The organism is Sulfitobacter sp. HI0129 (assembly GCF_001635395.1).
Taxonomy (GTDB): Bacteria; Pseudomonadota; Alphaproteobacteria; order Rhodobacterales; family Rhodobacteraceae; genus Sulfitobacter.
This window is the reverse complement of the sequence record NZ_LWGH01000995.1, coordinates 1-301: the sequence shown is the minus strand read 5'-3', so window position 1 is coordinate 301 and position 301 is coordinate 1. Positions and strand designations below refer to the sequence as shown.

Annotated in this window: 1 protein-coding gene; it reads right to left on the bottom strand. The window is 68.1% G+C overall.

The window, feature by feature from the left end; all coding sequences use genetic code 11:
- Positions 1-286: thiamine phosphate synthase (locus A3764_RS21590; RefSeq protein WP_150122386.1), on the bottom strand; the 286-nt coding region annotated here is incomplete at its 3' end.
- Between the last annotated feature and the right edge of the window lie 15 nt (positions 287-301).

Here is a 301-nt window from a genome sequence, read left to right as displayed (position 1 = left end):
GGCGAACGGACCGCGCGGCATCGCCCAGATGCACACCATCAAGCCCGAGCCGTTCGGCCAGCAGCGTGTGGTCGGAAATGACGAGCGCCACGTCGCGGGCATGGGTCACTTCGCGCAGGGCATCGGCGGCGCGCGACAGGCGGTCTTCGTCCCGGGTGGAAAGCGCCAGCCGCACGCAGGCGACCGGATGCGCATCAAGGACCGACGCCAGAACGGCGGGAAAGCGGGCCAGTTCGATTTCGGGGGGTGTGATCAGGTAGATCTGGGGCTCTTCGGGCGCGTCCATCGGTCTGTCCTTCTG